8 protein-coding genes and 1 pseudogene are annotated in these 8,248 nt (G+C 56.7%); 2 read left to right on the forward strand and 7 right to left on the reverse strand.

Annotated features, from left to right (window positions below; all coding sequences use genetic code 11):
• On the forward strand, nt 1-712 hold a 712-nt coding region (locus tag ACIREA_RS20850; RefSeq protein ID WP_397384278.1), incomplete at its 5' end, for a DUF3500 domain-containing protein.
• Between the two features lie 50 nt (nt 713-762).
• On the opposite strand, the gene ACIREA_RS20855 is transcribed toward ACIREA_RS20850, so the two are convergent.
• From ACIREA_RS20855 to ACIREA_RS20870, 4 genes are all read right to left on the reverse strand, one after another.
• Complete coding sequence (locus ACIREA_RS20855; protein WP_397384279.1) at nt 763-1,335, reverse strand: hypothetical protein; 573 nt, start codon at nt 1,333-1,335, stop codon at nt 763-765.
• A 185-nt stretch (nt 1,336-1,520) separates the two neighbouring features.
• Nucleotides 1,521-2,075, reverse strand: coding sequence for an imm11 family protein (locus tag ACIREA_RS20860; RefSeq protein ID WP_397384280.1), 555 nt, complete (start codon nt 2,073-2,075; stop codon nt 1,521-1,523).
• A complete protein-coding gene (locus tag ACIREA_RS20865; RefSeq protein WP_397384281.1) occupies nt 2,072-2,662 on the reverse strand; it encodes an AHH domain-containing protein in 591 nt (196 codons plus the stop codon). Before ACIREA_RS20865 ends, ACIREA_RS20860 begins: the two co-directional genes overlap by 4 nt.
• Nucleotides 2,663-2,901: 239 nt before the next feature.
• On the reverse strand, nt 2,902-4,377 hold the full coding sequence (locus ACIREA_RS20870; protein WP_397384282.1) for a DUF1501 domain-containing protein: 1,476 nt from the start codon (nt 4,375-4,377) through the stop codon (nt 2,902-2,904).
• Between the two features lie 44 nt (nt 4,378-4,421).
• Here ACIREA_RS20870 and ACIREA_RS20875 point away from each other — a divergent pair, with 44 nt between their 5' ends.
• Nucleotides 4,422-4,709 (forward strand): hypothetical protein, encoded by a 288-nt coding sequence (locus ACIREA_RS20875; RefSeq protein ID WP_397384283.1) that lies wholly within the window; start codon nt 4,422-4,424, stop codon nt 4,707-4,709.
• A gap of 62 nt (nt 4,710-4,771) precedes the next feature.
• Here ACIREA_RS20875 and ACIREA_RS20880 read toward each other — a convergent pair whose 3' ends face one another.
• The 3 genes and pseudogenes from ACIREA_RS20880 to ACIREA_RS20890 form a co-directional block, all read right to left on the reverse strand.
• Complete coding sequence (locus ACIREA_RS20880; RefSeq protein ID WP_397384284.1) at nt 4,772-6,871, reverse strand: DUF1549 and DUF1553 domain-containing protein; 2,100 nt, start codon at nt 6,869-6,871, stop codon at nt 4,772-4,774.
• A gap of 115 nt (nt 6,872-6,986) precedes the next feature.
• Nucleotides 6,987-7,142 carry a hypothetical protein gene (locus ACIREA_RS20885; RefSeq protein WP_397384285.1) on the reverse strand — a complete coding sequence of 52 codons (156 nt, stop codon included), beginning with the start codon at nt 7,140-7,142 and terminating at the stop codon, nt 6,987-6,989.
• A gap of 26 nt (nt 7,143-7,168) precedes the next feature.
• A pseudogene (locus ACIREA_RS20890) lies at nt 7,169-8,248 on the reverse strand (sodium:calcium symporter); the annotation flags it as partial.

The raw sequence follows: 8,248 nt of genomic DNA on the forward strand, positions 1-8,248 counted from the left end.
AGATCAGCAGGACCTCGTCCGGCAAATCTTCGAGTCCCTTCACCATCCCGACCACCGCGAGAAAATGAACTGGCAGGTGCAGAAGGATCTGATGGGCAAAATCAAAAACACCCCCTCCGTCGGCTTCTTCGGCACCCCGGCCGATCCCGACTTCGAGTTCATCTACACCGGCCACCACGTCACCCGCCGCTGCCACGCCCACACCGATCAGGGACTCGGCTTCGGCGGCCGCCCCATCTTCTACGGCAACTTCGCCAAAGCCTTCAACGAGACCAAGGACCACGAAGGCAATCCCTTCTGGTATCAGGGCCTCGTCTTCAATGAATTCGTCCAGGCGCTCGACGGCAAGCAGCAGGAAAAAATCCTCGTCGGCCGCGAACCGCGCGACGAAAGCCCCGCCAAAGTCATCGAAAAACGCAAGACCGACCTCCCCGGCCTCAGCGGAGCCGATCTCAGCAAAGACCAGCAGGCCAAGCTCCTCGAAACCATGCGCCGCATGCTCGTTTGCTTCCGTCCCGACGACGTCGCCGCCACCCTAAAAACCATCGCAGACAAAAACCTCGTCCCGCGCCTCTTCATCTCCTGCTACGGGGGTAAATACGACATCGGCGCCGACAAAGTCTGGGACACCTGGCAGATCGAAAGCCCCGACTTCGTCTGGTACTTCCGCGGCCACCCCCACATCCACGGCTACTTCCATCTTCCTGTCTAGGTCGGAAGTTCCCTGGATTGGGTCGTCTGGCATCTTTTGGGACTTATTCTTCAATCAGCTTCGTCAGACCATACTTCGTTAAACTCGAGTCCTGTAAAACCTAGCGCATGGTACTGTGTGTAAAATTCATCCTCTGGTTCATCACGCCCCACCAGCGCAAACAAGCCGACACGTTTCATTTCAGGAATTTTGAAGAGATTGACATCGCCGATGCGATCCGGATGAAAAACAAATTTCTGCACCTGGATGGCTACATTGCCGTCAGGCGTCCATCGAGCATTCGTATTCTTTCGGTCCAAACAGTTATAGCATGCTGTAGGATTAAATATATATAAATGTTCTTTGGTAGATTCCAGTGTTGCGTTAAGTATTTCTCCTGACCTCTCAATGATTTCACCGAGATCGCTTTGATTGACATTTTGATCATATGCCAAACATCCAAGGCTAAGGTTGAAGAAATTTCCACGATTTGTTCGAGCCGGATCGCGAACATAAAAAGATAAATTCGGCCAATTCGCACGCATGCTTTCCAATTGGAAAAGCTTCATTTTAAGATATTCATCTTTTTCAACGGGTAACAAAGACCAAAAATCGTGATTTGCGCTAACTTGATAAATTTTCATGGCCATGGAAATGTTCCTTCAATGAGTTCTTTTGCAATTTGTTGAAGCTCATTACGAATGACATCACCACCTTGGCCGTCCCGCTGGAGGCATGTAGCTGGGTGGCCCGCCCAGCCAAGATACAGCGAACCATCCGCATTGGCGGATTCGCGGGTTCATTCCCTATTTTCCTGCGGCTTCATTGGTCATGCTGCGAATTTCTGCCGTGTAAAAATCAACCCTGTCATCTGATGTTCATTGTAGAAATCAAAAAAACGCTGCGTGGCAAAGGTGTTAGCACGTGATTCCTTTATGCAGAAAAACCATTGAGGAACAACCAAGTCGTTTTTAAATACCTTTCTGTCCACGTACCGGTGACCATTATCACATACAATAATTTCACTTTGTTTCTGATCCAAGGCATCTACCACATTCAAGCAGTTGAACACCCAAAATGTTTCTTTTTCATATTCCACTGGCAGCAGTTCTCCACAGCGCAACAATTCATCCCGAACTCCCTGAACCTCAATTGCCTTTGGGGTTACGCCAAAGGCAGCAGAGCTGAAAATGGTGAAAAAATGGCCGATAGGCACGATTTTTTGATCGTCACTCAACAAGCCAGTTAAAAAAAATGGCTTCCAGGTTTTCATGAGCGCTCGGCCAAAACCAAATGAGTCATAAACGTTCTGCTTTTCCGGCTCCTGCAAGTCGGGAGTAAAAGTTCGAACCGACCAATCAAAGGTAATATTATAAATGCTCATGGTGTTGCAGGAATCAGACCGTTTGCGAATTTCTGCAACGCATTTCTAACTGCCGTCTCTCCACCCAAATCCGCATTTTCAAGTGTCTCGACAAGCTTTTCCAAATAGTCTCTTGTGTGGATATTGTCTGTGCCTCTGGAGATCGGCGCGTGGAGAGGACCATAGATAGAGTGGTCGATGTCTGCATCTACAGTAAATTTATTTGGTAGATACATTCCGTTGGCCCCATCATTGACTCCTATTCCATACTTTCGCAGCACAGCATGCCCGCGTTCACTCAAGCTTTTCATGTTTGGTTTGCTTGCATCCACATAGGTGGGCATGATGTGATGGCGTGAAAATTCGACTCCTGGATGCTTGAATCCCAGGAGTATTTCCATGTTTTTCTCCAGCACATCCTCATTCTTGGCAGCATCCAACACACCACGCTCCAATTGCTGGGAGATACGCTGTGCGTCATTCCAAATAGCGCTGGTGGGGCCGCCTTCGCCGGCAAAGAATCGCCTTCGCACTTCGTTAAAACAACGTAAACGCCATCTTGTTGGATGTTTGGCATCTAAAGCCGCCCCCACAGGGCCTGTAAACATCTGTCTATAAGCCCCCCAGAGGTCATTTGATTCTCGGTGGAGAATCTCGAAAGCCCCCAGGATCACGGAGCACCAGCCCGGGAAAGGGGGTCAGTGTGCAAATTCTTGACAGATTGAATGGCTCATCATCGGCCTGATCCTGGAAGCCTCTGAGCAGGCAGGAGACTGCATCGCACATAGGCACGCCCCACTCGGATTCCCAGCGGCATTTGGTCAAATATTAGACCCCAGCCCCCCCCTCACGCGATCAATCCCCGCTTCACCTCCCCAAACACATCCGTCAGCCGGAAATCCCTTCCTGCATAGCGATACGTCAGTCGCTCATGATCCAGCCCCAGCAGGTGCAGCATCGTCGCATGCAGATCATGCAGATGCACCTTGTCCTGCTCCGCCTTCATCCCTGTTTCATCCGTGCTGCCATAGCGAATCCCCGGCTTCGCACCACCACCCGCCATCCACATCGTGAAGCCCAGGTGATCATGATCCCGCCCGTTGTTCTTGTTCAGCAACGGCGGCCGGCCAAACTCCCCGCCCCACAGCACCAGCGTATCCTCCAGCAGCCCGCGCTGCTTCAGATCCGTCAGCAGCGCCGCCACCGGCTGGTCCGTCTCCAGCGCATGCTGCGGATGCCCCTTGAAAATATCCGTGTGATCATCCCAGAATTCGTGATTCACCTGGATGAACCTCACCCCCGCCTCCGCAAACCGCCGCGCCATCAGACACGCCCTCCCGATCTGGTCCGTCATCTTCCCATCGCCAATCCCATACATCTCCTGCGTCGCCTGGCTCTCCCGGTTCAGGTTCATCACCTCCGGCATCTCCCGCTGCATGTTGAAGGCCAGCTCCGCAGACGTGATCAATCCCTCCAGCGCCTCGTTGCTCCCATCCTGCGCCAGCCTCTGCCGGTTCAAAGACTGCACCAGATCCAGCTGCCGCCGCTGCGCCGTCACATCCAGCCGCGCATTCTTCATAAACGGCAGTTGAATGTCCTTCAGCGGCGTCGCCGGAAATTCCGGACTCGCCCCATTCCCACTGTCCTGCCCGATCGCCGTCCCACCGCACACCGCCGGTAAAAACGCGCAGCCATGCTTCAGCGGCCCGCCGCCCGAAAACGACGGATTGATCGTCACAAAGCCCGGCAAATTTTGATTCTCCGTTCCCAGCCCATACACACACCACGAGCCCACGCTCGGCCGAGTAAACGCAAAGCTCCCCGTGTTCATCTGCAGGATCGCCTGCGGATGCGCATTGTGGTCCGTGTGCATCGAATTGATCACGCACAGATCATCCGCATGCCGCGCGATGTTCGGCAGCAGATCCGAAATCAGCATCCCGCTCTGCCCCCGCGCCTTGAACTCCCACGGCGACTGGTAATACACATTCGTGCTCCCCTTCGCATTCGGCACCTCATGCTGCTTTGTCAGCGCCGGCTTGAAATCAAACGTGTCCACCTGCGACGGCCCGCCCTGCATAAACAAAAATATCACCCGCTTCGCCCGCGCCGGAAAATGCGTCTGCACAGGCACCAGCGGATTCATCCGCGCCACCGCTGCCTGCACATTCGCCCCAAACAACCCTCGCAACGCCAGCATCCCAAACCCAGCACTCGAAGCACTGAGCAAATCCCGGCGGCTAGAAAGCATCCCCATGCTGCACACATACGCCCCCCGCGTCCAAATCTTGTCGCGGGAGGTGATGTCATAAAAGTTGCCCATAATGCTGTTGACGCTCTCGCTGGAATTGTTTCTCCTCTGAAGTCATGCCGATTACCATTTACGCCCCAAAGCCCGATGCCCCGGAAAAAGTCGCCTGGCTCTGCAGTGGCAACTGGCGGCAGCCAGACCAAGCTGACGCACTCGAAGCCTGGCTCATTGAGAACCACGCCGCACTCAAGCCCGGAAACTACGTCGCGGACATCGCCTTCTCGCCGCGTGAAGATGCTTTGGGCGGCGGCGCAGCCATTTCACCGCAGATGCTTCGAACCATGGCCGACCTTGGAATGTCTCTTTTCTTGTCAGAGTATCCGTGCATCAAAGATGGGCCATGACTACGGAAAATGGAGTCAGGGTGCAAATTTTTGACAAAATACCCGGGTGCCCACCCCCGCCCTCAATACACCACCTGAAACTCCCCGCTTTGCATCAGCGCATGGCATAGCTGCGCCCACCCACTCGGCGCATCCCCCGCGCTCCTCAAAAACTCCTTCATCATCTCCCGCTCCTCCATCGTCGGCCCCCGGCAGCAGACCATCTTCCACGCCTGCACCGTCTTCTCCTCCGCGGTCTTCCCGCTCAGCCGCTTTGATAACCCCTCCGCCTGCCGCATCACCTGCTCGCTATTCATGAGCAGCAGCGACTGCACTGGCGTGATGCTCGCCGAACGCCCGCCCACCACTAGCCCAGGATCCGCCGCATTGAAGCACTGCATCATCGGCATCTGCGCCCCGCGCACGATCGGCAGATAAATGCTCCGGTGCGTGGTGTCGTCCTGCAGATCATTGAGAAAATGCCGCCGCCCCACTTCACGTCCCTGCGGCGTGATCGCCTTCGCTTTATCAGCCACCGGCGAGCCCTCACGCGGCGTCAGATCCAGCGTCCCGCCCAGCGCCAGCAGCGCATCGCGCAGCGGCTCCGCTTCCAGTCGCTTCCTATTGGCACGCCACAACAGCAGATTCGTCGGGTCCTTCGCCAGCGCCACCTCTGACCGCGTGCTCGAGCTCATCTGATACGTACGCGTCAGCACCAGTTCACGGATCAGCCCCTTCACCGACCAGCCATCCTTCACAAACCGCGCCGCCAGATCATCCAGCAGTTCCGGGTGCGTCGGTTGCATCCCCATGCGCCCAAAATCATCCGGCGTCCCCACCAGCCCGCGGCCAAACAAATGCAGCCACACGCGGTTCACCAGCACCCGCGCCGTCAGCGGATTCTGCGGACTCGCGATCCAGTCCGCCAGTTGCCTCCGACCGCTCTCCTTCGGGCCAATAGCAGCCAGCTTCACCGGAATCGCCGATAGCGCCCCACGCTTCACCGCCGCCAGCGGCTTTTTAACCTCGCCTTTGTCAAACACCGGACAGTCCAGCGGCGTCTCCGCATCGCGCACAGACATCCCCACCGGCGGTGCCACCGGCATGCTCTTCTGCTTTTCAGCCAGCTTCCTCTGCCACTCGCCCACATCCTTCTCCAGCACCGTCAGCGTGCTCATCTTCTCCACCATCTCTTTCGGCATCACCGCCGGTTTCTTCGCCGGATCAATCCCCGCCTTCACCAGTTCCTCGCGCATTGTGTTGCGCTTCTTCGCCACTTCCGCGTAGTCCTTCTGCATGTCCGCGATGACCTTCTCATGCTGCTTCACCGCCATCATCTGCTGCACCCCATCACGCCCCAGCGGCATCGCCTCCGCCTCCTTCTTCACATTGTTCGTCTCCACCCCGGACAAGTTTTGCGTGCTCCGAAAAATCCCCGCCAGCGCATGATAGTCCGCCGTCGGGATCGGATCAAACTTATGATCATGGCAGCGCGCGCAGTTCGCGCTCAGCGCCAGAAACGCATGGCACGTCGCGTCGATCTGATCATCCGCCACATTCATATCGTAGAGCATCAGGTCTGACTCCCCGAGTGACTTTACCCCTACATTCAGAAAACCCGTGGCCAGCAGCTGGTCATCATGCCTCAGCGCATCAGCAGCAGGCGGCAGCAGATCACCCGCCAGTTGCTCGCGAATGAACACATCAAACGGAGTGTCCCGGTTCAAAGCCCGCACCACGTAGTTCCGGTAACGCCATGCCAGCACATACGCCATGTTGCGCGTGTTCCCGCTCGTCTCCGCATAGCGCGCCACATCCAGCCAGTGCCGTCCCCAGCGCACGCCAAATTCCGGCGAGGCCAGCAGCCCATCCACCACCGCCGGAAACTTCGAAATATGAAATCCCTCCACCACCTCCAGCGGCGGCGGCAGCCCGATCAAATCAAAATACACTCGCCGCAGCAGCGTCAGCGCCTCCGCCTCCTCATTCGGCGACAGCCCCTCTTGCTCCAGCCGCGCCAAAATAAACTGATCCACCCGCGAGCGCGGCCACTCCATCCTCTTCACCACCGGCACCCGCTGCACCGCAAACGCCTTCAGCGACCACAGCCCCTCCGCCACTGGCGGACTCCCTGCCATGACAAACACAGGCAGGCATAGCAAAGTTGTGAAGCGCGCGATCACCCTCCCAATACGCTCTCACCACCGCATTCTTGAATCAGCCCGTGAAAAAACAAGCACCGTCATTGCCGCCTCCCTTTTCGCTCGGCGCATCACATCAGACAACACATTAAAAAATCTAGCTGTCCTCATCCATATCCGGCGTGTGGAATTCCACGCCATGCACCTTCTCCGTTTCGTTTGGAGTGGTGAGCACCTTATAAATACACCAGCCGAAAAGGAGGGTGACGGTGCCGACAGAAAGCAGCATGACGATGAGGCCCGAAGTGGTCATAAGTGGGAATAGTTCAGGGTTCGCAATCAGTCGTGTTTGTCCAGGCCCTGCTCGGCGCGCTGGTAGGCCTTGGAACGGGAGGAAAGCAGACCGAAGAAGATGGCCACCACGATCACCAAAGCCACGCTGAGCTGCGCGGCCAGATTCGTCCCCACCGCTTTACCGTCCTTCATGCCACCGATGAGATCGGCTACGTAGGACGAGACGCTTCCAAAGGTCCGCGTGCTGAGATCAAAGCCGAAGACGCTGGTCAGCACCGTCATGATAAAGATCGCCAGGAGAAACACCGGGCAGATCCATTTCATGATGCAGCCAAAGAAACGCGGGATTCGAATGGCAGCCCCTTGATGCGCCTCGCGGAGGCCGCGCTCGATGCCCCAATGCCAGCCGAAGATGATGATCTGGATCGTGGCGAGAATGAAGATAAGAAAGGTTCCCACCCAGAAGTCCAGCGTGTCCAGCGCCTTCAGCTCCTTCGTAAAATACACCACAAAACCCACGCCCAGCGTGGTCAGCAGTCCAAGGATCGTCACACTGACCTTGCGCCCCACATTCATCGCTTCCTCAAGGAAGGCGATCCCCGGCTGCAGCATGGAGATCGAACTCGTGATCGCCGCAAGGAAGAGCATGAAAAAGAAGGCCCCGCCGAAAAACGCGCCCAGCGGCATCTTGGCAAACACCAGCGGCAGCACCGTAAACCCGAGGCCAAAGGTCCCCTGCCCCGCCACGGAGGCGAGCCCCAGAAACGCCACCGCCGCCGGCACGGTGATCAGTCCGCCCAGCGCCACCTCGCAGAACTCGTTCGCACTGCTCGCCGTCAGTCCGCTGAGCACCACGTCGTCCTTCTTTTGCAGATAGCTCGCATACACAATGATCACCCCAAAGCCCACCGAAAGACTGAAGAAAATCTGCGCTGCCGCCGCCATCCACAGCAGCGGGTTTTGAAGCTGCTGCCATGGGGTGATGGTGACCAGCTTCAACACGCCACCGCTCGCCGCCACCTTCTGCTCCGCCGCCGTGATCGCCGCCGCACCCACCAGTTCCTCCACCACCTTCACCTCACCCGGCGCAGGCTGCGTTCGTTCAATCTGCACCTTGCTGGGATT

Origin of the sequence: Prosthecobacter sp. (genome assembly GCF_044373815.1) — a bacterium.
Classification (GTDB): domain Bacteria; phylum Verrucomicrobiota; class Verrucomicrobiia; order Verrucomicrobiales; family Verrucomicrobiaceae; genus Prosthecobacter.

Excerpts from the sequence above, each read along its gene's own strand:
- ACIREA_RS20875 (WP_397384283.1), top strand. The coding sequence starts at position 4,422 with ATGCCGATTACCATTTACGCCCCAAAGCCCGATGCCCCGGAAAAAGTC.
- ACIREA_RS20885 (WP_397384285.1), bottom strand. The coding sequence starts at position 7,142 with ATGACCACTTCGGGCCTCATCGTCATGCTGCTTTCTGTCGGCACCGTC.
- ACIREA_RS20870 (WP_397384282.1), bottom strand. The coding sequence starts at position 4,377 with ATGGGCAACTTTTATGACATCACCTCCCGCGACAAGATTTGGACGCGG.
- ACIREA_RS20855 (WP_397384279.1), bottom strand. The coding sequence starts at position 1,335 with ATGAAAATTTATCAAGTTAGCGCAAATCACGATTTTTGGTCTTTGTTA.
- ACIREA_RS20860 (WP_397384280.1), bottom strand. The coding sequence starts at position 2,075 with ATGAGCATTTATAATATTACCTTTGATTGGTCGGTTCGAACTTTTACT.
- ACIREA_RS20865 (WP_397384281.1), bottom strand. The coding sequence starts at position 2,662 with ATGTTTACAGGCCCTGTGGGGGCGGCTTTAGATGCCAAACATCCAACA.